At 67.9% G+C, this 25,132-nt stretch carries 22 protein-coding genes; 17 read left to right on the top strand and 5 right to left on the bottom strand.

Going from position 1 to position 25,132, the window contains the following annotated elements:
* Nucleotides 1–18: 18 nt before the first annotated feature.
* The 12 genes from murD (at nt 19) to AC4LGL_RS21985 (ending at nt 12,388) form a co-directional block, all read left to right on the top strand.
* The gene (murD, locus tag AC4LGL_RS21930) at nt 19–1,473 is read left to right on the top strand and encodes a UDP-N-acetylmuramoyl-L-alanine--D-glutamate ligase (protein WP_491840760.1); all 1,455 of its coding nucleotides are present in this window, start codon (nt 19–21) and stop codon (nt 1,471–1,473) included.
* A gap of 4 nt (nt 1,474–1,477) precedes the next feature.
* Entirely contained in the window at nt 1,478–3,145 is a 1,668-nt protein-coding gene (gene ftsW / locus AC4LGL_RS21935; RefSeq protein WP_491840606.1) for a putative lipid II flippase FtsW, read from the top strand.
* 23 nt (nt 3,146–3,168) lie between these two features.
* Entirely contained in the window at nt 3,169–4,371 is a 1,203-nt protein-coding gene (gene murG, locus AC4LGL_RS21940) for an undecaprenyldiphospho-muramoylpentapeptide beta-N-acetylglucosaminyltransferase (protein WP_491840761.1), read from the top strand.
* On the top strand, nt 4,368–5,828 hold the full coding sequence (gene murC, locus AC4LGL_RS21945; RefSeq protein WP_491840607.1) for a UDP-N-acetylmuramate--L-alanine ligase: 1,461 nt from the start codon (nt 4,368–4,370) through the stop codon (nt 5,826–5,828). The genes murG and murC overlap by 4 nt, the downstream gene beginning before the upstream one ends.
* Nucleotides 5,825–6,835: a cell division protein FtsQ/DivIB gene (locus AC4LGL_RS21950; protein ID WP_491840608.1), complete on the top strand. Its 1,011-nt coding sequence runs from the start codon at nt 5,825–5,827 to the stop codon at nt 6,833–6,835. Before murC ends, AC4LGL_RS21950 begins: the two co-directional genes overlap by 4 nt.
* A gap of 189 nt (nt 6,836–7,024) precedes the next feature.
* Nucleotides 7,025–8,185 (top strand): cell division protein FtsZ, encoded by a 1,161-nt coding sequence (gene ftsZ / locus AC4LGL_RS21955; protein WP_055115017.1) that lies wholly within the window; start codon nt 7,025–7,027, stop codon nt 8,183–8,185.
* Between the two features lie 34 nt (nt 8,186–8,219).
* Nucleotides 8,220–8,933: a peptidoglycan editing factor PgeF gene (gene pgeF, locus AC4LGL_RS21960; RefSeq protein WP_491840609.1), complete on the top strand. Its 714-nt coding sequence runs from the start codon at nt 8,220–8,222 to the stop codon at nt 8,931–8,933.
* Nucleotides 8,934–8,974: 41 nt separating this feature from the next.
* Nucleotides 8,975–9,808, top strand: coding sequence for a YggS family pyridoxal phosphate-dependent enzyme (locus tag AC4LGL_RS21965; RefSeq protein ID WP_491840610.1), 834 nt, complete (start codon nt 8,975–8,977; stop codon nt 9,806–9,808).
* A complete protein-coding gene (locus AC4LGL_RS21970) occupies nt 9,805–10,443 on the top strand; it encodes a cell division protein SepF (RefSeq protein ID WP_491840611.1) in 639 nt (212 codons plus the stop codon). Before AC4LGL_RS21965 ends, AC4LGL_RS21970 begins: the two co-directional genes overlap by 4 nt.
* A gap of 179 nt (nt 10,444–10,622) precedes the next feature.
* The gene (locus tag AC4LGL_RS21975) at nt 10,623–10,913 is read left to right on the top strand and encodes a YggT family protein (protein WP_055115011.1); all 291 of its coding nucleotides are present in this window, start codon (nt 10,623–10,625) and stop codon (nt 10,911–10,913) included.
* Nucleotides 10,914–11,120: 207 nt separating this feature from the next.
* The gene (gene wag31 / locus AC4LGL_RS21980) at nt 11,121–11,945 is read left to right on the top strand and encodes a DivIVA-like cell division protein Wag31 (protein WP_064932637.1); all 825 of its coding nucleotides are present in this window, start codon (nt 11,121–11,123) and stop codon (nt 11,943–11,945) included.
* A gap of 71 nt (nt 11,946–12,016) precedes the next feature.
* Nucleotides 12,017–12,388 carry a hypothetical protein gene (locus AC4LGL_RS21985; protein ID WP_491840612.1) on the top strand — a complete coding sequence of 124 codons (372 nt, stop codon included), beginning with the start codon at nt 12,017–12,019 and terminating at the stop codon, nt 12,386–12,388.
* On the opposite strand, the gene AC4LGL_RS21990 is transcribed toward AC4LGL_RS21985, so the two are convergent.
* The 5 genes from AC4LGL_RS21990 to AC4LGL_RS22010 form a co-directional block, all read right to left on the bottom strand.
* Nucleotides 12,385–13,065, bottom strand: a complete 681-nt coding sequence (locus tag AC4LGL_RS21990; RefSeq protein ID WP_491840762.1) for a phosphoribosyltransferase — start codon at nt 13,063–13,065, stop codon at nt 12,385–12,387. The two genes, AC4LGL_RS21985 and AC4LGL_RS21990, sit on opposite strands and share 4 nt — an antisense overlap.
* Before the next feature lie 47 nt (nt 13,066–13,112).
* A complete protein-coding gene (locus tag AC4LGL_RS21995; protein WP_491840613.1) occupies nt 13,113–13,835 on the bottom strand; it encodes a type 1 glutamine amidotransferase in 723 nt (240 codons plus the stop codon).
* A 49-nt stretch (nt 13,836–13,884) separates the two neighbouring features.
* Nucleotides 13,885–15,093 carry a cytochrome P450 gene (locus AC4LGL_RS22000; RefSeq protein ID WP_491840614.1) on the bottom strand — a complete coding sequence of 403 codons (1,209 nt, stop codon included), beginning with the start codon at nt 15,091–15,093 and terminating at the stop codon, nt 13,885–13,887.
* Nucleotides 15,094–15,179: 86 nt separating this feature from the next.
* Nucleotides 15,180–15,830, bottom strand: a complete 651-nt coding sequence (locus AC4LGL_RS22005; protein WP_491840615.1) for a response regulator — start codon at nt 15,828–15,830, stop codon at nt 15,180–15,182.
* The gene (locus AC4LGL_RS22010) at nt 15,823–17,445 is read right to left on the bottom strand and encodes a sensor histidine kinase (RefSeq protein WP_491840616.1); all 1,623 of its coding nucleotides are present in this window, start codon (nt 17,443–17,445) and stop codon (nt 15,823–15,825) included. The genes AC4LGL_RS22005 and AC4LGL_RS22010 overlap by 8 nt, the downstream gene beginning before the upstream one ends.
* Nucleotides 17,446–17,512: 67 nt before the next feature.
* Here AC4LGL_RS22010 and AC4LGL_RS22015 point away from each other — a divergent pair, with 67 nt between their 5' ends.
* From AC4LGL_RS22015 to AC4LGL_RS22035, 5 genes are all read left to right on the top strand, one after another.
* Complete coding sequence (locus tag AC4LGL_RS22015; protein WP_491840617.1) at nt 17,513–18,496, top strand: Bug family tripartite tricarboxylate transporter substrate binding protein; 984 nt, start codon at nt 17,513–17,515, stop codon at nt 18,494–18,496.
* The gene (locus AC4LGL_RS22020) at nt 18,493–18,978 is read left to right on the top strand and encodes a tripartite tricarboxylate transporter TctB family protein (RefSeq protein ID WP_491840618.1); all 486 of its coding nucleotides are present in this window, start codon (nt 18,493–18,495) and stop codon (nt 18,976–18,978) included. The genes AC4LGL_RS22015 and AC4LGL_RS22020 overlap by 4 nt, the downstream gene beginning before the upstream one ends.
* Entirely contained in the window at nt 18,979–20,520 is a 1,542-nt protein-coding gene (locus AC4LGL_RS22025; RefSeq protein ID WP_491840619.1) for a tripartite tricarboxylate transporter permease, read from the top strand.
* 28 nt (nt 20,521–20,548) lie between these two features.
* A complete protein-coding gene (locus AC4LGL_RS22030; protein WP_491840620.1) occupies nt 20,549–20,941 on the top strand; it encodes a universal stress protein in 393 nt (130 codons plus the stop codon).
* A gap of 119 nt (nt 20,942–21,060) precedes the next feature.
* Nucleotides 21,061–25,122, top strand: a complete 4,062-nt coding sequence (locus AC4LGL_RS22035) for a bifunctional nitrate reductase/sulfite reductase flavoprotein subunit alpha (protein ID WP_491840621.1) — start codon at nt 21,061–21,063, stop codon at nt 25,120–25,122.
* Nucleotides 25,123–25,132 lie beyond the last annotated feature (10 nt).

The following is a 25,132-nucleotide window of genomic DNA, read 5'->3' on the forward strand; positions in this document are numbered from 1 at the left end:
CACGGCGACGACCGGGGGCTGCTCTCGCTGCTGACCCCGGGTGCCCCGGTGCTGGTGACCGGTGCGGGGGTGACCGGACGTGCCGTGCTGACGGCGTTGGCGCCGCTGAACGTGGCTGCGACGCTGTGCGACGACAACGCCGAGGCGCTTCGTGTTCTCGCGGAGCAGGGCACCGCCGTGATCGATCCGGCCGGCGCCATCGCGTCCATCGCCGACTACGCGCTGGTGGTGACCAGCCCGGGATTCCCACCCACGGCGCCCGTGCTGGCTGCTGCCGCCGGGGCCGGGGTACCGATCTGGGGCGACGTGGAGCTGGCCTGGCGGCTGGACGCTGCGGGGCATTACGGTCCGCCGCGGCGCTGGTTGGTGGTCACCGGTACCAACGGCAAGACCACCACCACCTCGATGCTGCACGAGATGCTGCTGGCCGATGGACGCCGAAGCCTGTTGTGCGGCAACATCGGTGACCCGGTCCTGGCGGTACTGGACCAGCCGGCGGAGTTGCTGGCGGTCGAGCTCTCCAGTTTTCAGCTGCACTGGGCGCCCTCGCTGCGCCCGGACGCCGGTGTGGTGCTCAACGTGGCCGAGGATCACCTCGACTGGCACGGTTCGATGGCCGGCTATGCCGCCGACAAGGCCAGGGCACTGTCCGGGCGGGTGGCCGTGGTGGGTCTCGACGATCCGGTGGCCGCCGGTCTGCTGCCGGCCGCCGGTGCGCCCGTGCGGGTCGGGTTCCGGCTGGGCGAACCGGCCGCCGGTGAGCTCGGGGTCCGGGACGGCAAGCTCGTCGACCGTGCGTTCGGCGACGACGTCGAGTTGGCTGATGCCGCGACGATCAGGGTGGCGGGGCCGGTCGGTGTGCTCGATGCGCTGGCGGCCGCGGCCCTGGCGCGTGCGGTCGAGGTGGCGCCGGCTTCGATTGCCACCGCCTTGGCGTCGTTCCAGGTCGGCAGGCATCGTGCCGAGCTGGTGGGCGAGGCCGACGGGGTGCGCTATGTCGACGATTCCAAGGCCACCAACCCGCATGCCGCGCAGGCCTCGATCACCGCGTTCGATCGGGTCGTGTGGATCGCCGGGGGCTTGCTGAAAGGCGCTTCGGTCGACGATTTGGTGCGTCACGTGGCGAATCGCCTGGTTGCTGTGGTGCTGATCGGGCGGGATCGGCGAATGGTTGCCGATGCGTTATCGCGACACGCCCCGGATGTCCCCGTCGTCGAGGTTGTGGCGGGGGAGGATTCTGGGGTGCTTGAGACAAATGAGTCTATTGGTGATCATGTGACTCGTGTGATCGATGTCGGGGACCGTCCGGTCTCCGATGCGGTCATGGCGGCGGTCGTGGATGTCGCCCGCGGGTTGGCCGGCGCGGGGGACACCGTGTTGCTGGCCCCGGCAGGCGCGTCCTTCGATCAGTTCAGCGGCTACGGCCAGCGTGGCGATGCATTCGCCGGCGCCGTCCGCGCCGCGATCGGGTAGGGCGGTGGCCGGCATCCTGGCCCGGCTGCGCCGCCGTGACGGTGCCGCAGCCGGCGAAACCGCCGATTCAGCCGCCGGAACTTCCGAGGCTGCACCCAGCTCGAACGCCGCGGCTGGATCGTCGGCGGCTCCGCGAACCCGGTTCGGCGCCTGGCTGGGCCGTCCGATGACCTCGTTCCATCTGATCATCGCGGTCACCGCGCTGCTGACGACGCTCGGTCTGATCATGGTGCTCTCGGCGTCGGGCGTGTACTCCTATGACTTCGACGGGTCGCCCTGGGCGGTGTTCGGCCGCCAGGTCATGTGGACGGGCGTCGGGCTGATCGCGTTCTACATCGCCCTGCGGATGCCGGTCCGCACCCTGCGCCGGATAGCCTTCCCCGGCTTCGCCTTCACGATCCTGTTGCTGATCCTGGTGCTCATCCCCGGAATCGGCAAGGTGGCCAACGGCTCTCGCGGCTGGTTCGTGGTCGCCGGGTTCTCGATGCAGCCTTCGGAGCTGGCCAAGATCGCCTTCGCGATCTGGGGCGCGCACCTGCTGGCGGCCCGGCGCATGGAGCGGGCCTCGTTGCGCGAGATGCTGGTCCCGCTGGTGCCTGCCGCGGTGATCGCGCTGGCATTGATCGTCGCCCAGCCCGACCTCGGGCAGACCGTCTCGCTGAGCATCATCCTGCTCGGTCTGCTGTGGTACGCCGGTCTGCCGCTGCGGGTGTTCCTGTCCTCGCTGCTTGCCGCGGTCGTGGCGGCCGCGGTGCTGGCAGTCTCCGCGGGCTACCGGTCCGACCGGGTGCAGTCCTGGCTCGACCCGGCCGCCGACGGCCAGGGCATCGGCTATCAGTCCCGCCAGGCCCGGTTCGCCCTGGCCAACGGAGGTATCTTCGGTGACGGCCTGGGCCAGGGCACGGCGAAGTGGAACTACCTGCCCAATGCCCACAACGACTTCATCTTCGCCATCATCGGCGAGGAGTTGGGCTTCGTCGGCGCGCTGGGCCTGCTGGCCCTGTTCGGTCTGTTCGCCTACACCGGGATGCGCATCGCCCGCCGTTCGGCCGATCCGTTCCTGCGCCTGCTGACGGCCACCACCACGCTGTGGGTGGTCGGTCAGATGTTCATCAACGTCGGCTACGTGGTGGGCCTGCTGCCGGTCACCGGGCTGCAGCTGCCACTGATATCGGCCGGTGGATCATCGCAAGCCACAACACTTCTGATGATGGGCCTGGTCACCAATGCGGCCCGGCACGAGCCGGAGGCCGTCGCGGCGCTGCGGGCCGGCCGCGATGACCGGGTGACCCGGCTGTTGCGGCTGCCGTTGCCCGAGCCCTATATCCCCACCCGCCTGGAGGTCGCCCGCAACCGGCTGCACGATCGTCGGAAGTCGCCCTCACGCGGTGCGGGCAAGCCGGCAGGCAAGGCCGGCGCCAAGCCCGCAGGCAAGGCGGGTGCCAAGACCTCCGGCAAGCAGACGGGCAAGCAATCCAGGACCAGTCAGGCGAACGCCAGACAGGCGGCGCCGCGCCGCACGTCGCGGAGCGGGGACCGGCCGGTGCGCCGGGCCGGGCGCGCTGCTGGTCAGCAGCCGGCGGGGGGCGGTAAGTCCTCGGTCCGATATCCTGCAGGCCAGCGGAAACAGGGTCATCGGGCCCGGACTTTGGAAGGTCAGCGTTACGGGTGAGTGAGGGTAAGACGGGCCGGCGGATATCTGGTCCTCGGGGCCAGGAGCGAAGCGAGCGCGGGATATCTGATCCTCGGGGGCAGGAGCGAAGCGACCGGGGGATATCGGTCGTTCTGGCCGGTGGTGGCACGGCAGGTCACGTCGAACCGGCGATGGCGGTGGCGGATGCGCTGCGGGAACTCGATCCGCAGGTCCGGATCACGGCCCTCGGAACCGCCCGCGGTCTGGAAACCCGCCTGGTGCCGCAGCGCGGTTATGACCTCGAGCTGATCACGCCGGTGCCGCTGCCGCGCAAGCCGTCGGGAGACCTGGTGCGGTTGCCGCTGCGCGTGCGGACCGCGATCCGTCAGACCCGTTCGGTGCTGGCCGGCGTGGAGGCCGACGTGGTGATCGGGTTCGGCGGCTATGTCGCGCTGCCGGCCTACCTCGCGGCCCGCGGTGGCTTCGGTGTGCACGGGCGTCGGCGCGCCGTTCCGGTGGTGGTCCACGAGGCCAATGCCAGTGCCGGCCTGGCCAACCGGGTCGGCGCGGTCTCGGCCCGCCGGGTGCTCTCGGCGGTGCCCGAACCGGGGCTGCGCAAGGTCGAGGTGGTGGGCGTACCGGTGCGCGCGTCGATCACGTCACTGGACCGCGCGGCGCTGCGCGCCGAGGCCAGGGCGTTCTTCGGTTTCGCGCCGGATGCCAAGGTGCTGTTGGTGTTCGGTGGTTCGCAGGGCGCGCAGTCGCTCAACCGCGCGGTGTCCGCGGCGGCCGAAGCTCTTGGTGCTGCCGGTGTTTCGGTGCTGCATGCGCACGGGCCGAAGAACACCCTCGATCTGCCGCCGGCCGCGGCGGGGGCGCCGCCGTACGTCGCGGTGCCGTATCTGGACCGGATGGACCTGGCCTATGCCGCAGCCGATCTGGCGATCTGCCGGTCGGGGGCGATGACGGTTGCCGAGGTGACCGCAGTGGGCCTGCCCGCGGTGTACGTCCCGTTGCCGATCGGCAACGGCGAGCAGCGGCTCAACGCACTGCCTGTGGTTTCGGCCGGTGGCGGCATCGTCGTCGACGATGCCCAACTCGACGGGGGATTCGTGGCGGATACGGTCGCCGGCCTGATGACCGACGACGCTCGGTTGGCCTCGATGACGGCCGCCGCCTCGTTGTCGGGCCACCCCGACGCCGCTCGGCGGGTGGCGCAGGTCGCCCTGGATGTCGCTCGCGACCGACGAAAGAGGCTGCAGTGAACGCTAATTCACTTCCGGCTGAACTGCAGCGAGTGCACATGGTCGGGATCGGGGGCGCCGGGATGTCGGGCGTGGCCCGGATTCTGCTGGACCGCGGTGGCCTGGTGTCCGGATCGGACGCCAAGGAGTCGCGCGGTGTCGTGGCCCTGCGGGCCCGCGGCGCCGAGGTCAGAATCGGTCACGACGCGTCGTCGCTGGATCTGTTGCCCGGTGGGCCGACCGCGGTGGTGACCACCCACGCCGCGATCCCCAAGACCAATCCGGAACTGGTCGAGGCCCGGCGCCGCGGAATCCCGGTCATCCTGCGGCCGGTGGTGCTGGCCAAGCTGATGGCCGGCTACACCACGCTCATGGTGACGGGTACCCACGGCAAGACCACCACCACCTCGATGCTCATCGTGGCCTTGCAGCACAGCGGTTTCGACCCGTCGTTCGCGGTGGGCGGGGAACTGGGCGAGGCGGGCACCAACGCCCATCACGGCAGCGGGAAGTGCTTTGTCGCCGAGGCCGACGAGAGTGACGGCTCACTGCTGGAGTACACCCCGAATGTCGCGGTGGTCACCAACATCGAAGCCGACCACCTGGATTTCTTCGGTAGTGAGCAGGCCTACACCGCGGTGTTCTCCGCATTCGTCGACCGCATCGCGCCGGGTGGCGCGCTCGTGGTGTGTACCGATGACCCGGGGGCGGCTGCGCTCGCCGAACACACCGACTCACTGGGCATCCGGGTGCTGCGGTACGGCAGCACGCCCGCCGGCGATCTGGCCGGCACCCTGCTGAGCTGGGAACAGCAGGGGACCGGGGCGGTCGCCCACATCCAGCTCGCCGGTGAGCCGCATCCGCGCGCGATCCGGCTCGCGGTGCCCGGCCGGCACATGGCGCTCAACGCACTCGCTGCGCTGCTGGCTGCCATCGAGGTGGGTGCGCCGGCCGAGGCCGTGCTCGACGGACTGGCCGGATTCGAGGGGGTGCGACGGCGTTTCGAGCTGGTCGGGTCACTGAACGGCGTCCGGGTCTTCGACGACTATGCGCACCATCCCACCGAGGTCCGGGCCACTCTTGAGGCGGCCCGCACGGTCGTGGATCAGACCGGTGGCCGGGTCATCGTCGCGTTCCAACCGCACTTGTACTCGCGCACAGCGACTTTCGCTACGGAGTTCGGGTCCGCCCTCAGCGCGGCCGACGAGGTCTTCGTGCTCGACGTGTACGGCGCGCGGGAGCAGCCGCTGCCCGGTATCAGCGGCGCCACGGTCGCCGAACATGTCAGCGTGCCGGTCACCTATGTTCCCGACTTCTCGGCGGTCGCCGCGGCAGTCGCCGCCGCGGCCCAGGCGGGTGACGTGGTGCTCACCATGGGTGCCGGTGACGTGACCATGCTGGGCAAGGAGATCGTGACCGAGCTCGGGATCAAGGCGAATCGCACCGCGCCGGGCCGATCATCGACGGAATCGCCGTGACCGAGACGGGTCCCGGCGGTCCCGACGAGGTGACCGAGGAAACCGCTCCGGTGGAATCCGGCCCGGTTCACGAGGAATCCGGCCCCGGCGAGCCCGGCGACCCGCCCACGGGTGAGTCCGCCCAGCCCGCGGCGGGGTCGGATGTGCCACCCGCAGCAGAGCCCGATGTGCCGAGCGCGGCAGAACCCGACTATGAGGGCCCCCGCCGCCGCGCCCGCCGCGAGCGCGAGGAGCGCCGGGCCGCGCGCGACCGGGCAGTGGCGATCGAGCATGCCCGCCGCGAGGCCAAACGCAAGGTGAACGGGCAGCCTTCGGACAGCCCGAACACGGTGGCCCGTAGCACTATTCGTGGTCTGAAGGTGCTGCTGTGGTCGGCGTTGGTCAGCGTGGTCGCGGTGGCGTTGGGCCTGGTTCTCTACTTCACGCCGGCAATGGCGGCGCGCAACGTGGTGGTCAACGGTGCCGCGGCAATCCCGCAGGAGCAGGTGCTGGCCGCCGCTGCGGTGGCGCCCGGTACGCCGTTGCTGCAGATCAACACGGATGCGGTCGCCGAACGGGTGGCCACGATCCGTCGGGTCGCCACCGCCCGGGTGCAGCGTGAGTATCCGTCGACCCTGCGGATCACGGTGGTCGAGCGGGTGCCGGTGGTGGTCAAGGACTATCCCGACGGCCCCCATCTGTTCGACCGCGACGGAGTCGATTTCGCCACGGAACCGCCACCGCCGACATTGCCGTATCTGGACACCGACCATCCCGGTCCGGCGGATCCGGCCACCAAGGCTGCGCTCGAGGTGATGTTGGCCCTGCCACCGGATGTGGTCGCACAGGTGGGCCGGATCGCCGCCCCGTCGGTGGCCTCGATCGCGCTGACGCTGGCCGACGGCCGGGTTGTGGTGTGGGGGACCAACGATCGGACCGACGAGAAGGCACTGAAGCTGGCCGCCCTGCTGACCCAGCCGGGCCATACCTACGACGTCTCCAGCCCAGATCTCCCGACTGTCAAGTAGTTCGAGCCAAAATTGCCGCGCGGCGCGTCGGCGCGCCTGCCGCGATCACCGGCGTTGGCCCCCTACCGTTCTGTTTGCGCGGAACTACTTGACATAACTCTAAGCCTATGGTTGAGGTTGAGAGTTTGCCCCAAGAAGGATTCGGCGTCAGAAGCACTGTGAACACCCAACCTGGGAGGAAGACGATCCATGACCCCCCCGCATAACTACCTAGCGGTAATCAAGGTGGTTGGTATCGGCGGCGGCGGTGTCAACGCCGTCAACCGGATGATCGAACAGGGCCTCAAGGGCGTCGAGTTCATCGCCATCAATACCGACGCACAGGCACTGCTGATGAGCGACGCCGACGTCAAGCTCGACGTCGGCCGCGACTCCACCCGTGGGCTCGGCGCAGGCGCGGACCCCGAAGTGGGCCGCAAGGCTGCCGAGGATGCCAAAGATGACATCGAGGAGCTGCTGCGCGGCGCCGACATGGTGTTCGTCACCGCCGGTGAGGGCGGCGGCACCGGAACCGGTGGCGCACCGGTCGTCGCGTCGATCGCGCGCAAGCTCGGTGCGCTCACCGTCGGCGTCGTCACCCGGCCGTTCTCGTTCGAGGGCAAGCGCCGAAGCAACCAGGCCGAGAACGGCATTCAGACGCTGCGCGAGAGCTGCGACACCCTGATCGTCATCCCCAACGACAGGCTGCTGCAGATGGGCGACGCCGCGGTGTCGTTGATGGACGCGTTCCGCAGCGCGGACGAGGTGCTGCTCAACGGCGTCCAGGGCATCACCGACCTGATCACCACGCCCGGTCTGATCAACGTCGACTTCGCCGACGTCAAGGGTGTGATGAGCGGCGCGGGCACGGCGTTGATGGGCATCGGCTCGGCGCGCGGCGACGGCCGGGCGCTCAAGGCCGCCGAGATCGCGATCAACTCGCCGCTGCTGGAAGCCTCGATGGAAGGCGCGCAGGGCGTGCTCCTGTCGGTGGCCGGCGGCAGTGATCTGGGCCTGTTCGAGATCAACGAGGCCGCCTCGCTCGTGCAGGACGCCGCCCATCCCGAAGCCAACATCATCTTCGGCACGGTGATCGACGACTCGCTCGGTGACGAGGTGCGGGTCACGGTCATCGCGGCCGGCTTCGATATGGCCGGGCCCAGTCGCAAGCCTGTGGTCAGCCCGAGCTCGGCGCCGACCCAGCCGATCGCCTCGGCGCGTTCCGGCAAGGTGACCACGTCACTGTTCGAACCGACGGATGCGGTCAGCGTCCCGGCACACACCAATGGCGCCACCGTGAGTGTCGGTGGCGACGGAGACGGCGGGATAGCCGACGACGATGTCGACGTCCCACCGTTCATGCGGCACTGAGCGGGGCCCGGCGGCGGGTCCGGATACTGGGATCGTGAGTGTTCGTATTCGGCGGGTGACGACCACCCGCGCCGGCGGGGTCTCGGCACCGCCCTTCGATTCGTTCAATCTCGGCGACCATGTCGGCGACAACCCGGCCGCGGTGGCCCAGAACCGGCGTCGCCTGGCGGCCGCCGTCGGGGCCGACGCGCTGGTCTGGATGAATCAGGTGCACAGTGATCATGTCGTCACGGTGGACGGGCCGCGCGACACCGCGGTCGATAATGCCGACGCATTGGTGACGACGACCCCGCGTTTGGCATTGGCTGTGGTGACCGCCGATTGTGTCCCGGTATTAATGGGCGATGCCCGCGCCGGCGTGATCGCCGCCGTCCATGCCGGACGGGTCGGCGCGCAGAACGGCATCGTGGTCCGGACCGTGGAGACGATGCTGGCCGCCGGAGCCCGGGTCGGGGACATCTCGGTGCTGCTCGGTCCTGCGGTCAGCGGCGCCAATTACGAGGTGCCCGAAGCGATGGCGGCCGAGGTCGAAGAGGTCTTGCCCGGTGCTCGGACGACAACCTCGCGCGGCACGCCCGGTTTGGACCTGCGGGCCGGAATCGCCCGGCAGTTAACGGGTTTGGGCGTCACCGCGATCGACGTGGACCCGCGGTGCACGGTCGCCGACCGGGCACTGTTCAGTCACCGCCGGGACGCGCCGACCGGACGGCTGGCGAGTGTGGTGTGGATGGAGCAGCAGCCCGGATGAAGCCTGGAACCGGCCCCGAATGAGCCTGGAGTGAGAGTGAGATGAGCACCGTGCAGCGCGGGCGTGACGCCGATCGGACGGCCCAGTTGACCGCCGCACTCGGTGCCGCGCGGGCGCGTCTGGCGCGGGCCGCAGAATCGGTCGGGCGAAATGTCAATGAAATTGAATTGCTTCCGATCACGAAATACTTTCCGGCCTCCGATGTCATTATTCTCAATCAATTAGGGTGCCTCGCATTTGGTGAATCCCGCGAACAAGAGGCCGCGGATAAAGTCGATTCTGTTCGCGCGGAATTAACGGATGTTCCGATTCGCTGGCACATGGTGGGACGCATCCAGCGGAAGAAGGCGCGGGCCGTCGCGGGCTGGGCGCACACCGCGCACTCGGTCGACAGCATCCGTCTGCTGACCGCACTGGACCGGGCTGTGGGCGAGGCGCTGGCCGCGGGTGCGCGGACCGATCCGCTGCGCGTGTACATCCAGATCAGTCTCGACGGGGACACCGAACGCGGCGGTGTCGATGTGGATGCCCCCGATCTCGTCGACGAAATCTGTGGGTCAGCGAACTCCGCCGAGGCGTTGGAGTTCGTTGGTCTGATGGGAATTCCGCCACTCGCGTGGGATCCCGACGACGCTTTTGCGCGGCTGGCCGCCGAGCGGGACCGGGTGCAGCGCGACTACCAGCACCGGCTCGAGCTGTCGGCGGGAATGTCCGGGGATCTCGAAAGCGCCGTCAAACACGGATCGACGTGTGTGCGTGTCGGAACCGCGCTGATGGGGCAACGCCCGCTAACGTCACCGGAAGTAGTCACACCAGTCACATCTTCATCACAGACACCACCACCCCCATCGTCAGCAGAAGGGTCGCCGAGATGAGCACACTGCACAAGGTCAAGGCCTACTTCGGCATGGCGCCGATGGAGGACTATGACGACGAGTACTACGAGGACGACGATCGCGGTGCGGCCCGTAGCTACGCCCGGCGTCCCCGTGACGAGCGGTTCGAAGAGGACAGCTACGGCTACGAGGCTCCCGAGTACGACGAGGGCCCGGCCTACCGGGGCGGGTACCCCGGCGGTTTCGCCGACGAGCCGCGGTTCGATGCCCGGATGCGCGCCCCCCGCGAATTCGACCGTGCCGCACCGCGTCTGGGTGCACTGTCCGGATCCACCCGGGGTGCGCTGGCGATGGATCCCCGCCGGATGGCGGAGCTGTTCGAAGCAGGCAGCCCGCTGGCGAAGATCACCACCCTGCGGCCCAAGGACTACAGCGAGGCACGCACCATCGGCGAGCGGTTCCGGGACGGCACCCCGGTGATCATGGACCTGGTGTCGATGGACAACGCCGACGCAAAGCGCCTGGTCGACTTCGCCGCCGGGCTGGCGTTCGCGCTGCGCGGATCGTTCGACAAGGTGGCGACGAAGGTGTTCCTGCTGTCGCCGGCCGACGTCGACGTCAGCGCCGAGCAGCGGCGCAGGATCGCCGAGGCCGGCTTCTACGCCTATCAGTAGAGCCGCGACGTGAGTCGCGGAGTTGTGGCGCCGCCGCGCATGCCTGAGGTCTCAGAAGGGCCCCGGGTAGGCTGGCGGCGTCGCACTATCGGCTGACCACGTCATCTGTGTGAGATGTGTCCGGCCTACGGCGACCTGTATCCAATGTCACACATCCTGCTGTAGTGAGGTCGGCTCAGTTGTCGCTGTTCTTCGAAATTCTCGGTTTCGCGCTGTTCGTGTTCTGGCTGCTGCTCATCGCGCGCGTCGTCGTCGAGTTCATCCGGTCCTTCAGTCGCGACTGGCATCCCAAGGGGCTGACCGTCGTGATCCTGGAGCTCATCATGACCGTGACCGATCCGCCGGTGAAACTTCTGCGGCGGCTCATTCCCCAGCTCACGATAGGCGCCGTGCGCTTCGACCTGTCGATCATGGTGCTGCTTCTCGCGGCGTTCATCGGGATGCAATTGGCGTTCAATGCGTCGATGTAGAACGTCTGCGCGAGTGGGTGGGAGAGACCCGCTCTCGGCGTTTGCCGAATGGTCCACAAATGCGTAAGAAGATTGAAATTCGTTCTTAAAAATAGGCCTCCACTGCAACCGCCGGGTCTGGTGTGACAGGATGGACTCCAGTTGCGATCAAGCAAGGCTTTACACTTTGAGATCGGTTGACGGTCCAAGACTTCAAGGGGGCAGACAATGCCGCTCACACCAGCGGACGTCCATAACGTCGCGTTCAGCAAGCCGCCCATCGGCAAACGTGGCTACAACGAGGACGAGGTCGATGCCTTTCTCGATCTGGTTGAGAACGAGCTGACTCGGCTCATCGAGGAGAACGCCGATCTTCGGCAGCGCGTGTCTGAGCTCGATTCTGAGCTGGCATCGGCGCGGTCGGGAGCGGGCGGCGCTCAGTCCACCCAGTCCATCCCGCTCTACGAGCCGGAGCCCGAGCCCACGCCGCCGCCCCAGCCGGTCTACGAGGCCCCGGTGGCGCCGGTCGCCCCTCCCGCTCCGCAGAGCGAGGACACCGCCGTGCGTGCCGCCCGGGTGCTCAGCCTGGCGCAGGACACCGCCGACCGCCTGACCTCCACGGCCAAGGCCGAGTCGGAGAAGCTGCTCTCGGACGCGCGCGCCCAGGCCGACGCCATGGTCAGCGATGCGCGTAAGACTGCCGAGACCACCGTCTCGGAGGCCCGGACCCGTGCCGACGCGATGCTGGCCGATGCACAGACCCGCTCGGAGACCCAGCTGCGCCAGGCTCAGGAGAAGGCCGACGCGCTGCAGGCCGACGCCGAGCGCAAGCACTCCGAGATCATGGGCACGATCAATCAGCAGCGCACGGTCCTGGAGGGCCGCCTGGAGCAGCTGCGCACGTTCGAGCGTGAGTACCGGACCCGTCTGAAGACCTACCTGGAGTCTCAGCTGGAAGAGCTGGGCCAGCGCGGTTCGGCCGCTCCGGTGGACTCCAGCGCCAACAACGACTCGGCGGGTGGTTTCAGCCAGTTCAACCGCGGCAACAACTGACCGGTAAGCCCGACTTCCTCACACTGTCGTGAACCGGCCCGATCACGGGCCACCACACTTAGGGTTGAACGATGTTGATCATTGCGCTCGTGCTTGCCGTCATCGGCCTGGCCGCGCTGGTGACCGCGGTGGTCACCAGCAATGAATTGATCGCCTGGGTCTGTATCGGCGCCAGCGTGATCGGCGTGCTGCTGCTGATCGTCGACGCATTGCGGGAACGCTCGCGCGGAGCGAAGACCGGTGCCGCCGAAGACGCTGACACCGCGGCGGCCGACGAGGCCAACGCCACCGAGACGACCGAGACCTTCGACGCGGTCGACGCGCCCGTGGACTATCCCGACGAGCTGGTCGCCGAGCCGGAGTCGGATGTCGCCGTGGAGTCCGACGCCGCCGATGCGGACGTCGAGGTCGACGATTCGGCCGAGAAGTACAACAAGAGCTAACGCGCGCCGGGCTGTGTGGTGGGTGCTGCCAGTAGGCGGCGTACCTCGTCGTCACTGACCTGGTGGAAGTCGGCGAACGCCTGGCCCACCGCTTCGAACCGGGGTGGGGTGCTGGTGCACACCACCTCGTCGGCCTCCGCCATGAGCTGACCGCTCACCGTCGGTGGTCCGACCGGGACTGCCACCACGACCCGTCGCGCCGCGCGTACGGCACGGACCGCGGCCAGCATCGTGGCGCCGGTGGCGATACCGTCGTCCACCAGGATCACCGTCCGGCCGGTGAGGTCGGGAGGTGGTGCACCCCCGCGGTAGGCCTGCTCCCGACGCTCGATCTCGGCGGTCTCGTGCCGGATCGTCTCGGCGATGGTGTCGTCGTCGATGCCGAGGCGGTTCACCAGCTCATCGTTGAGGACCAGCCCGCCGCCCGAGGCCACCGCACCCATGGCGAGTTCCTGCCACTGCGGCACGCCCAGCTTGCGTACCACGAACACATCCAGCGGCGCATGCAGGTACGAGGCGACTTCCCACGCGATCGGCACTCCGCCCCGGGCCAGGCCGAGAACGAGTACCTCGGGTCGGTCGCGGTAGGACACCAGCTGCTCGGCCAGGACCCGGCCCGCCTCGTGGCGGTCCTGGTAGGTGCGGTCCCTGCTCGCTCGAAGACTCCAGGTGTTCATCGGCACTGTGCCGACGCTGATGGAGAATTCCGCCGGCTCATGTCAGCCTACGTCGATGGTCGGTCCCGGACCACCCGGCTGAGGAAGCCCCGGACCAGGATGCGTAGCCGGGATGCCGCGTCGTCGATGAATTCCGTTGTTTGCAAGCGCAATTCGTCAGGACTACGGCCGATCTCGGCCACCGATCCGTCGCGGTCGTGGGCCAGCCAGACTTCCAACAGCCCGGAATCGAGCTCAGGGTGGAACTGCAAGGCCAGCGCTGTGCCCAGCACGAAGGCCTGTGGGGCGGCGGGCGTGAGGGCGATCTCGGTGGCGTCCGGCGGCAGTGTCCAGCGGTCGAAATGCCACTGGAACCATCGGCCGCCGGGAACCAACTGCTCGTCGTCGGTGGTCACGTCGTACCAGCCGACCTCGGGTGCCGGCGACCTGCTGACCGATCCGCCGAGGGCCTGGGCGACGAGCTGTCCGCCGAAGCACACCCCGAGCACCCCGACCCCGGCCTCGACAGCCGCGCGCACCATGGCCATCTCGGCTCCGACCCAGCTGTCGAGCAGGGTCTCGTCGTAGACCGCCCAGCGGGCGCCCAGCGGAACGATCACGTCGTAGTCGGTCGGATCGGGGAAGATCACCTCGCCTGCGGGGGTGTCCTCCCGCTCGGGCGCAACCACCTGGAACGTGTCGATGTCGAACCCGCATTCGGCGAAGACATCGGCCAGCATGGCCTCGGTGGCCGTGTGGTCGTTTCGGAGGAACAGAACCTTCGGTGTCACGCCGCCATTATGCGATGCCCGGCGACCTTCAGGTCTAATTATTAGACCTTCAGGCTGCCTCGAAGTTCAGCGGCAGTGACGCGGGACCGGTAATTCCTGTCATCGGTTTCCAGGGCGCCCGTCCCTCGCACCGGGGGTTGCGCAGCTTCCGGGTGAGTACGCGCAGTGCCTCGGTGAGCTCGACCCTGGCCAGATGGACACCCAGGCAGTAGTGCAAACCGCCCCCGAACGTCATCATCGCCGGGGGTCCGATGCGGTTGACGTCGAATCGCTCGGGCTCGCCGTACACCTGGGGATCCCGGTTCGCCGCAGCGAAGTTCACCACCACCTGGGTTCCGGCGGGGAAAGTGAGGCCGCCCAGTTCGGCATCCTGCAAGGCGATCCGCACACTGCTCAGTGCGATCGGCGTGTGGCGCAGCAGTTCATCGACGAAAAGTGGTGCCATATCAGGGGTCTCGGCCAGCATCAGCCACTGGTCGGGGTAGTCGCACAGCACCTGGACGGCCGCCGCGAGTTGATTGCGGGTGGTATCGGTGCCCGCCAGTATGACGCCGCCGGCCAGCATCAGCAGCTCGGAATGTGTGAGGCGGTCACCGTCGACCTCCGCCCGGACCAGATCCGAGAGCAGATCATCGGTCAGGCTGGAATTCCGACGCTCCACCATGGCATCGACGTAATCGTCGAGCTGCAGCCAGGCCGCCTCGACCGTGTCGGCGTGCTCGCCGAGGTTCCAGCTGAACATCTTGAAGATGTCATCGGCCCACTGGGAGAACAGGTGCCAGTCCTGGCGCGGGGCGCCGAGCAGCGCGCAGATCACTGGGATCGGATACTGCACGGCGATGTCGGCAACCATGTCGCAGTGCCCCTGCGGCAGGTAGGGGTCCGTGAGTTCGGTGACGATGTCGACGCAGGTTTCGCGAAGCCGGTCGGCGCTGCGGGGTGCGAACGCCTTGGCGACGAGTCGGCGCAACCGGGTGTGCGATTCGGTATCGACACCCAGCAGGCTGCTGTTCGCGCGGTCCCACAGCGGGCCGGACGTGATGCCCTGCGCGGCCAGGAACACGCCTTTCGGGAACCCGAAGCGTGCATCGCGCAGGGTCGTGCGGACCAGGTCGTAGCTCAACAGCTCAGGACCGTGGGGCCCCATCGCGATCGGGGAGTGGGCGCGGGCCTGCGCGATCAGCCGGTGCGCCGCCTCGGGATCGGTCTCGTGCTCGTAGTCGAGCGGGGGGAGGTCGGCATCGGTTACCAGCGTCATGACGGCCTCCGCGTGATCGGGGCAAGAAACCTGCTGATAGTGATGCTGGTCTTTGCGACGCCGCGAGTCGTGAGTAGTGGGCTACCTCACTTGGCCCGGTAACGCCGTTCGGGCCTACCCGTTCCGTATTGCAACCGCAGTTCCAAAGTCCCGGTGCTGAGATAGTGCTCCAGATAGCGCCGCGCGCTGACGCGTGAAATCCCTACTAGTTCAGCGCATTCCATGGCTGAGACCTCACCGGCGGTGCGTACCGCGGCCATGACGAGGCGACCGGTTTCGGCGCCGAGTCCTTTGGGTAGGACCACCGCCGAGCCGCCGAACAGCGCGTCGATGGTCGACTGATCGGCGCCTCCGGCGCCCGCGAGCGCCTCGGCGCGGGTGGCGAACGCCGCCAACTTCGTCTGCAACTGATCGAAGTCGAACGGCTTCACCAGGTAATCGGCGGCGCCGCCGTCCAACGCGCCTCGGACCGTGTCGAGTTCGCGGGCCGCGGTGACCATGATGACGCCCACCTGGTTGCCCTCGGCGCGCAACCGCCGGAGCACCTCAAGCCCGGTCATGTCGGGCAGGTAGACGTCGAGCAGGATCAGGTCGGGACGCAGCTCGGCTGCCGCCGCCAGCGCGTCGGCCCCGGTGCGGACCACGCCGACCGGGCGGAATCCGTCGACGCGTTCGACGAAGCGGCGGTGGATCTCGGCCACCATGAAATCGTCGTCGACCACCAGTACGTCACGCATGCAGTCTCACCACGAACAGGGCGCCGCCACCCGGCGCGTCGGTAACCTCGACGGCACCCCCGTGCTGGGCCGTGACCAACCGGACCAGGGCCAGGCCGATGCCTCTCCCGCCGGGCACCTCGGCCTTGGAGGTGACACCGCGGGAGAAGATGGACTCCCGAAGGTGTTCGGGCACGCCGGGTCCGGAGTCCGAGACCGCCAGTACCAGGCCGGCCGCATCGTCGATGCGCACGTCCACCCGTGCGGCCGCCGAGCCCACCGACACGTCGACGGCGTTGTCGATCAGATTGCCGAGCAATGTGATCACGTCGGTGGCCAGAGCCGGGTCGAGTGCGTCGAGGTGGCTGTCGTCGGTCAGGCCGAGGGTGACCCCGCTCTCGGCGGCCAGTGACGTCTTGGCGATCAGGAGCGCGGCCACCGCCGGATCTGAAACATGTTGGGTGACAGCCTCGTTGATCTCGGCTCTGCGCCGGGTCAGGGTGCCCACCAGAGCGCGGACCGCGTCGAACTCGCCCAACTGGGTCAGCCCCGAGATGGTGTGCAGTTGATTGGAGAACTCGTGGGTCTGGGCCCGCAGCGTGTCGGTCACGCTTCGGTGTGAGGACAGTTGAGCCTGGAGTGCGGCGAGCTCGGTGCTGTCGCGCATGGTGGTCACCGTACCGATCCGTTGGCCCTGGCTGCGGGCGGCGCGGCGGTTGAGTGCCAACACCCGGGTGCGCGTGGTGATCACCACGTCGGATTCGTCGGCGCGAGTTCCCTCACCGGACAACAGAAATGCCACCACCGCCGGTTCCAGGCCGACCGCATCGGCACGGCGGCCCACCGCGTCCGCGCCGATGCCCAGCAGATCGGACGCGCTGTCGTTGACCACCGTGATGACTCCGTGGTTGTTCACCGCCACCACACCTTCACGGATGCTGTGCAGCAGCGCTTCTCGGTGATCGGCCAGGTTGGCGATCTCCGCGATGTCCAGGCCACGGGTGTGACGGTTGATTCGGCGCGACAACAACCACGATGCCAGCATCCCGAGCGTCGCACCCAGTCCGAGGTAGATCAGCAGGCGCTCACCGGCACCGCCCAACAACTCCCACAGCGACGGGTAACGCTCGCTGACCGAGACGATCGCCAGCACCGCGCCGTCGGCGGCCAGGATGGGGACCTGTCCGACCAGGCGGTGCGTGCCGTCGACGTCGCTGTCGCCGGACCACGCACGGCCCTCGTCGGCCCGGCTACTGCTCAGGTCGAGTCGTCGGCCGATGCGGTCCGGATCCGACGACACCCGCACAGTCCCGGCGGGATCGGTGATCTCGGCCCGCTCGGCGCCGGACAGGGCCACCGCACGTTCGACCTCGGGCGCCAGCACCGAAGCAGCGAACGGGTCGGCGTAACGATCCCGGACGACGGGTGTCGACGCCACGTTCTCGGCGACCGCGATCATCCGCTGCCCGCGGACATCACGGAACTCCCGCGTGGACTGCGCCACCGACACCGCGGCCACCGCGACCAGCACCACCGCGACCACCAGAAGCTGGAACACCAGAAAGCGTGCGGCCAGGCTGCCATTGGGCAAGAACCGGGTCCGTGACCGTGGTGTCCGCGGGGCTGGTGAACTCAACGAACAAAACTTCCTTTGCGTCCGAATGGGTGACCTGCGTCACGTCATGGGTCCAGTATTGCTGACCATGAGGTTTCGACGACTAGGTGCCGGGCTGATGGTGGCCGTGGTCGCGCTGATGCTGGTCACAGCCTGCGGGGTTACCCGCGGCGACGAATCCAGGGGTCTGCATCGGCTGCGCATGATGGTGCCGAACAGCCCAGGTGGCGGTTACGACCTGACTGCCCGTACCGCGGTGAAGGTCATGGAGGACACCGACATCACGGGCCGTATCGAGGTGTTCAACGTCATCGGCGCCGGCGGCACCGTGGCGATGGCCCGGCTGATGAACGAGAAGGGCAACGACGACCTCATGATGATGATGGGGCTCGGCGTGGTGGGTGCCGTCTACACCAACGGCTCCTCTGCGCGCGCCTCGGACGCCACCGCGCTGGCCAAGATGGTCGAGGAGCAGGAAGGCATTCTCGTGCCGGGGGATTCGCCGTTCCGCACCATCGGTGATCTCGTGGCGGCGTGGAGGGCCGACCCCGCCAAGGTCACGATCGGCGGCGGATCCTCACCGGGTGGGCCCGACCACCTGTTCCCCATGGAGACCGCACGGGCGGTCGGAGTCGACCCGCGCAAGGTCAACTACATCACCTACGACGGCGGCGGTGATCTGCTGACGGCCCTGCTGGGCAAGAAGATCGCGGCGGGTACCACCGGCCTCGGCGAGTTCGTCGACCAGATCGAGGCGGGGCAGGTCCGGGTGCTGGCGGTCTCGGGTGCCAAGCGGGTCGAGGGGATCGACGCGCCGACCCTGAGCGAGGCCGGCATCGACCTGACGTTCACCAACTGGCGCGGAATACTGGCGCCGCCAGGCATTTCAGGTGAGGCCAAGGATGCGATGGTGCGGGCGCTGACCGACCTGCACGGCACCGAGCAGTGGCGCGACGCGCTGGTCAAGAACGGCTGGAGTGACGCGTTCAGCACGGGAGCCGACTTCGAACAGTTCCTGCGTGATCAGGACAACCGCGTCTCGACGACGCTGAGCGAATTGGGGTTGTTGTGAAGGTCGACAAGGCCCAGTATCTGGTCTGCGTGGTCCTGGTGGCCGTCGGCGCATTCCTGATCTACGACGCGCTCACGCTGACCGGTGGATTCGCCAAGGTCGATCCCGTTGGGCCGCGCGACTTTCCGCTGGGGATCGGGATCATCCTGATCGCGCTCGCACTGGTCCTGGCGATCGCGATCCCGCGCGGATCGGTGGGCGAGGCCGATGCCGGCGAGGATGTCGACCCGAACATGCCGGGGGACTGGCGCACGGTGGGGCTGCTGGTCGGACTGTTCGTGTTGGTGATCGTCCTGGTCAAACCGCTGGGCTGGGCCATCACGGGAGCACTGCTGTTCGCCGGGGCGGCAACGATTCTCGGTAATCGCCATTACCTCCGCAATCTTGCGATCGGCACGGTGCTCTCGGTGGGGAGCTTCTACGCGTTCTACTCCGGGCTCGGAATCCCGCTGCCCGCAGGCATTCTGGACGGGATTCTGTAGATGAACAACTTCGAATGGTTGCTTCAGGGTTTCGCCGAGGCAGCGACCCCGATGAACCTGCTGTACGCCGTGATCGGGGTGCTGCTGGGCACCGCCGTCGGCGTGCTCCCGGGCATCGGCCCGGCCATGACAGTGGCCCTGCTGCTGCCGGTGACCTACAACGTCAGCCCGAGCGCGGCTTTCATCATGTTCGCCGGGATCTTCTACGGCGGGATGTACGGCGGATCGACCACCTCGATTCTGCTGAACACCCCCGGTGAATCCTCGTCGGTGATCACCGCGATCGAGGGCAACAAGATGGCCAAGGCCGGCCGGGCCGCCCAGGCCCTGGCCACCGCCGCCATCGGCTCGTTCGTCGCCGGCGCCATCGGCACCGCGCTGCTGGCGGCGTTCGCGCCGCCCATCTCGCGGTTCGCGGTGACCCTCGGCGCCCCCTCGTACCTGGCGATCATGCTGTTCGCACTGGTCGCGGTCACCGCGGTGCTGGGTTCGTCCAAGCTGCGCGGCGCGATCTCGCTGTTCCTCGGCCTGGCGATCGGCGTCGTCGGCATCGACTTCCTGACCGGCCAGCCTCGTGCCACCTTCGGCCTGCCGCAGCTGTCCGACGGCATCGACATCGTGGTGATCGCGGTGGCGATCTTCGCTCTCGGCGAGGCACTCTGGGTGGCCGCGCACCTGCGCCGCCGGCCGGCGGACGTGATCCCGGTGGGGCGGCCGTGGATGAGCCGGCAGGACTTCGCCCGCTCGTGGAAACCGTGGCTGCGCGGCACCGCCTACGGATTCCCGTTCGGCGCGCTGCCCGCCGGTGGCGCCGAGCTGCCGACGTTCCTGTCCTACATCACCGAGAAACGACTCTCGAAACATCCCGAGGAGTTCGGCAAGGGTGCCATCGAGGGCGTCGCCGGTCCGGAGGCGGCCAACAACGCCTCGGCCGCGGGCACCCTGGTGCCGATGCTGTCGTTGGGCCTGCCCACCAATGCCACCGCCGCGGTGATGCTGACCGCATTCGTGTCCTACGGAATTCAGCCCGGGCCAACGCTTTTCGAGAAGGAACCGCTGCTGATCTGGACATTGATCGCCAGCCTGTTCATCGGCAACTTCCTGCTGCTCGTGCTCAACCTGCCGCTGGCGCCGCTGTGGGCCAAGCTGCTGCGCACCCCACGGCCCTACCTGTACGCCGGCATCCTGTTCTTCGCCACGCTGGGCGCGCTCGCGGTCAACGTGCAACCGCTGGACCTGGCGCTGCTGCTGGTGTTCGGGCTGTTGGGTTTGATGATGCGCAGGTTCGGGTTACCGGTGCTGCCGTTGATCATCGGGGTGATCCTGGGCCCGCGCATCGAACGGCAACTGCGCCAGAGCCTGCAGCTCGGCGGGGGTGACTGGACCAGCCTGTTCACCGAGCCCGTCGCGATCGTCACCTATGTGCTCATGGCCGTCCTGCTGTTGATGCCGTTGGTGCTCAAGCTGATGCACCGCAGTGAGGAGACGCTGTTGATCGTCGAGGATGACGCGGATCAGCAGCAGAAGGCGGCCCGGCAATGACCGACGAGCGCTTGCGCGAGGAGCATCAATGATTGTCGTCGGCTACACCGCGGATGCCTTCGGCATTGCCGCAGTCGAGCACGCCATCGCCGAGGCCGCCCTGCGGGGCACCAGCGTGCTGGTGATCAACGCGACCTCGGGCGAGGCCTATGTGGATTCCCGGTTCGCCCGCTCCGGTCAGGTCCACGACGTCGAGGAACGGCTACGGGAGAGCGGCGTGCCGTTCGAGTTGCGCCAGCCGGTGGGGGTCGATGCGGTCACCGAACTGCTCGATGCGATGGACGCCGCCGACGCCGAGTTGCTGGTGATCGGTATCCGGCACCGCAGCCCGGTGGGCAAGCTATTGCTGGGCAGCGTGTCGCAACAACTGCTGCTGGAATGCCCCAAACCGGTTCTTGCGGTCAAACCCGAGCACCACTAACACAGCCTGAACTGGGGTTATTGCCCTCACAGGCGGCAGCTTCACGCGGTGAGGATCAGTTTTCGTGGCGATAACGTCGCTGGAAAGATCCGACAACACCCTCACCGCACGATGGGGGCATGGCGGACGGCGCGGCCCCGGGTTCGGTCCCGAACAAGACACACCGGACTGCGTGTTCGTACTGTGGCGTCGGCTGCGGTATCGAGGTCACTACCAGGGTCGATGACGGCCGCACGGTGATCGCCCGGGTGAGCGGCGACAAGCTGCACCCCACGAATTTCGGTCGGCTGTGCACCAAGGGGGCGATGCACGCCGAGATGATGGCCGCCGACGACGACCGGCTCACGTCCGCTTTGCTGCGGCCCACGCGTTCCGATGAACTGCTGCCGACACCGGTGGACGACGCGGTAGCCGAGGCGGGACGCCGGCTGCGGGCCATCGTCGACGAGCACGGCCCCGACGCCGTCGCCCTCTATGTGTCCGGCCAGATGACGCTGGAGGCGCAGTATCTGGCCACCAAGCTGGCCAAAGGCTTCCTGCGTACCGTGCACATCGAATCGAATTCCCGGTTGTGCATGGCGAGTGCGGGCACCGGATTCAAACAGTCGCTGGGCTCCGACGGGCCGCCGGGGTCGTACACCGATTTCGACCGGGCCGACCTGTTCTTCGTCACCGGTGCCAACATGGCCGACTGCCATCCGATCCTGTTCCTGCGCATGGCCGATCGGCTGAAGGCGGGCGCCAAGCTGATCGTGGTGGACCCGCGCCGGAACGCGACCGCCGAACGTGCCGACCTGTTCCTGCAGATCAACCCGGGAACCGATCTGGCCCTGCTCAACGGCCTGCTGCACCTGCTGGTGGAGCGCGGCGACATCGACGAGCAGTTCATCGCCGAACACACGGCGGGGTGGGAGGCGATGCCGGAGTTCCTGGCGGACTACCCACCGGAGCGGGTCGCCGAGATCACCGGGATCCCCGAAGCCGACATCCGCACCGCCGCAGCGATGATCGCCGAGGCCGGGGAGTGGATGAGTTGCTGGACCATGGGCCTCAACCAGAGCACGCACGGTACCTGGAACACCAACGCGATCTGCAACCTGCACCTGGCCACCGGCGCGATCTGCCGTCCGGGCAGCGGCCCGATGTCGTTGACCGGTCAGCCCAACGCCATGGGTGGTCGGGAAATGGGTTACATGGGGCCGGGTCTGCCCGGTCAGCGGGCGGTGTTCGCAGCCGATGACCGGGCGTTCGTCGAAACTCGGTGGGGGCTGGCGCCCGGCACCATCCGCTCCGAGGTCGGTCCCGGCGCCATCGGCATGTTCGAGCAGATGGAGCAGGGCTTGATCAAGGCCTGCTGGATCATCTGCACGAATCCCGTTGCCAGCGTGTCCAACCGTAAGACGGTGATCAACGGGCTGGAGGCCGCAGAGCTGGTCGTGGTTCAGGACACCTACCGGTCGACGGCCACCAATCACTACGCCGACATCCTGCTGCCCGCGGCGTTGTGGGCGGAATCCGAAGGCGTCATGGTCAATTCGGAACGCAACCTGACCCTGCTGTCCCCATCGGTCGCCCCGCTGGGGCAGGCCCGGCCGGACTGGCAGCTGATCTGTCAGGTGGCTGCGCACCTGGGCTTTGCCGAAGACTTCGGTTACCAGTCGGCAGAAGAGATCTTCTCGGAGATCTGTGGGTTCGCGAACCCGAAGACCGGATACGACCTGCGGGGTGCCGGGTACGAGAGGTTGCGCCAGACCCCGCTGCAGTGGCCGGTTCCTCCGGTCGACGGCCCCGGTGGGGACGAGGACCGGCACCCGATCCGCTACCTCAACGACGGCGTGAGCCAGGAACTGTTCGTCGACGCCACCGGGCACCGGCCCCGGCTGGCCTTCGCGACGCCGTCGCGGCGGGCCGTCTTTCACGCCCGGCCGCACATGGATGCCGCGGAACTGCCCGATGACGACTATCCGATGGTGCTCAACACCGGCCGGCTGCAGCATCAATGGCACACCATGACCAAGACCGGCAAGGTGGACAAGCTCAACAAGCTCAATCCCGCGCCGTTCGTCGAAATCCACCCGCTGGACGCCCTGGAGCTCGACATCGTGGAGGGACAACCGGTCGAGCTGACCTCGCGGCGCGGCCGTGCGGTACTCCCCGCGGTACTGTCCGACCGGGTCCGGCCAGGCAACTGCTTCGCGCCCTTTCACTGGAACGACGAGCACGGCGAGTACCTCACCGTCAATGCGGTCACCAACGATGCCGTCGACCCGGACTCGCTCCAGCCGGAGTTCAAGGTGTGCGCGGTCAGCCTGCGTCCGGTCCGGTCGGTCGACGGCACCCCGGCAGTGCATCCGCTCGCCGCGGAGATGGGCTTGGGCGCTGAGCGCAAGCCGGCTCTCAACCAGGACGAGAAGATCTATCTGGCAGGGTTTTTCACCGGACTGCCGGACGACCCCGTAGGTGTCCCGGTGCTTCCGGCAACGGCGCCGCTGAGTTCCAGGGTGCGGCTGTGGGTGGACGGAGTGCTGGCCGGGCGCTATTCGCGGGCCGGTGACGGTGCGCCGGGCGAGCGGTCGGTACCGGGTGGGCCGCTGGTGCTGTGGGCCTCGCAGACCGGCACCGCCGAGGAGTTCGCCGCCGGGCTGGTGGGCCGCATCGACGGGGCGTCGTTGGTCAACATGGACGACCTCGCACTGTCCGACCTGGCCGCCGCACGGGACATCCTGATTGTCACCAGTACATTCGGTGACGGTGGTCCGCCAGACAACGGCGCCGACTTCTGGAGCCGGTTACAAGCCCCGGATGCACCCCAGTTGCACGGGGTTCGCTACGCGGTGCTCGGCATCGGCGACAAGTCCTACGACAACTTCTGCGGGCACGCCAAATCGCTGGATCAGCGGCTGGCCGATCTGGGTGCCACCAAGCTGCTCGAGCGCGCCGACTGCGAGGCCTACGATGACGAGCCGATGCGGCGCTGGGCCGATTCGGTCACCACGGCGCTGACCGGTGCGACGCCCGCCCCGGCGGTCGTCGGTGTGGCCAGCCGCGCCGTGATCCCCACCGAGCCCGACGAATTCACCAGGGCCAAGCCTATTCTGGCCGCTCTGGCGCGCAATGAGCTGCTGACGACGCCGAGCGCGGCCAAAGAGGTGCGTCAGTTCGGCTTCGACATCTCCGAATACGACGTGAGCTATTCGGTCGGTGACTCCCTGGGCGTCTACGCCAGTAACGACCCGGCCGTGGTCGACTCCTGGCTGGCGGCCACCGCGCTGAACCCGAACTCGGTGATCGAGGTCGACGGTGTCGAGCAGTCGCTACGCGATGCCCTCATCTCGTCGTACGACATCTGCCGCGTGACGCCGGACCTGTTGCGCTTCGTCGCCGATACCTGCCCGGATCGCGGCGCGGCCAAGGTCTTACGTAATTCCGGTGAGCGGCGGAGCAATTGGCTGCGAAACCGCAACGGCCTCGACGTCGTGACCGAGTTCGCGGTGCACGCCGAACCCGAACAGTGGCAAGAGGTTCTGGTCCGGCTGACCCCGCGCAACTACTCGATCTCGTCGAGCCCGCTGGTGAGTCCGCACGAGGTCCAGTTGACCGTATCGGTGGTGCGCTACCGCGGGCCGGGGGGCGCGGCCCGGGGCGGGGTGTGTTCCACGTTCATGGCGGACCGCGCTGCGGCCGCGCCGGTGTTCCTGCAGCGCTCACCGCATTTCCGCCCGCCCGAGGACACGGGCGCGCCGATGATCATGGTCGGCCCGGGTACCGGGGTGGCGCCGTTCCGGGGATTTCTCCAGGAGCGCCGGGCGCTGGGGCACAGTGGTCGCAACTGGTTGTTCTTCGGCGATCAGCACCGCAGGGAGAACTTCTACTATCGGGATGACCTGGAGGACATGGTCAGTGATGGGTTCTTAAGCCGGCTGGACCTGGCGTTCTCGCGAGATCAGGCCGACCGGGTGTACGTGCAGCACAAGATGCTCGACCGCGGGGCCGACGTGTGGCGCTGGCTGGACGACGGCGGTCACTTCTACGTCTGCGGTGACGCAGCCAGGATGGCCAAGGACGTGGACGCCACGCTGACCACGATCCTGCGCACCCACGGCGGGATGTCCGAAGACGCCGCGCGCGACTACAAGCGGGAACTGGTTGCCCAGAAGCGGTATGTGCGCGACGTCTATTGAGATCGACTAT

It is taken from the genome of Mycolicibacterium arcueilense, assembly GCF_058536225.1.